Origin of the sequence: Candidatus Protofrankia californiensis (assembly GCF_900634765.1) — a bacterium.
Lineage (GTDB): Bacteria > Actinomycetota > Actinomycetes > Frankiales > Frankiaceae > Protofrankia > Protofrankia californiensis.
Map to the genome: position 1 here is coordinate 20,001 of NZ_CAAAFT010000076.1, position 909 is coordinate 20,909.

Genomic DNA, 909 nt, shown 5'->3' on the forward strand with positions numbered 1-909 from the left:
ATGCGGCTGCGTGGCGTGCGGCCGGTGCCGCCTTTGCCCGTCGGGCCGCGTCGGTCGCCCAGGCGGCCGTACTCGCCGACGCCCACGCCGGTGTCGACGCCGCTGCTGTGCGGGCCTTTGCCGAGGGCCTGGCGTTGGCCTCCTACCGGCCGTCCGCGGCCTCCGGGTATCCGACCACTTCGGCGGCCGAAGCGGGTACCCCGCAGGGCGGCTCGGACCATGCCGGCAGCAACAGTGCTGGCAGCAACAGTGTCAGTAGCAACGACGCTGACAGCAACGCTGCCGAGGCAGCTGGCGCCGAGGTCGATGCCGCCGCTGACGAGCCGTCGAAGACCCTGCGCGAAGTGACGCTCATCGTCGCGGATCCGGATGACGCCGATCTGCAGGCGTCGCTCGCCGCAGCCGACGCGGCTGCTCGTGCCGTCCACCTTGCCCGCGATCTGATCAATATGCCGAGCCTGGTGAAGTCGCCGGCCTGGTTCGCCGACCGTGCGGTCGACCTCGCCCAGGCCGCCGGGCTCGGCGTGCAGGTGCTGGGTCCCGACGAACTGGCCGAAGAGGGCTTCGGCGGGCTGGTCGCGGTGGGCAGGGGTTCGTCACGCCCGCCCCGGCTGGTGCGGCTGACGTATCACGGCCCCTCGGCGGCCGGATCGCAGCCGCGGACGCCGGACGCCCGGCATGTGGTGCTGGTGGGCAAGGGGATCACTTTCGATTCCGGTGGTCTGTCGCTGAAGCCTGCGACGTCCATGACCACCATGAAGACCGACATGTCCGGTGCGGCGGCCATCCTCGCGACGATGGTGACGCTGCCGGTGTTGAAGGTTCCCGGACGTGTCACCGCCCTGCTCTGCCTCGCCGAGAACATGATCGGCGGGGGTGCGCTGCGACCCGGGGACGTCATCTCCTGCT

Annotated in this window: 1 pseudogene; it reads left to right on the forward strand. The window is 71.1% G+C overall.

Going from position 1 to position 909, the window contains the following annotated elements:
* Window positions 1-909, forward strand: a pseudogene (locus DD1DGNOD_RS04815) (leucyl aminopeptidase); the annotation flags it as partial.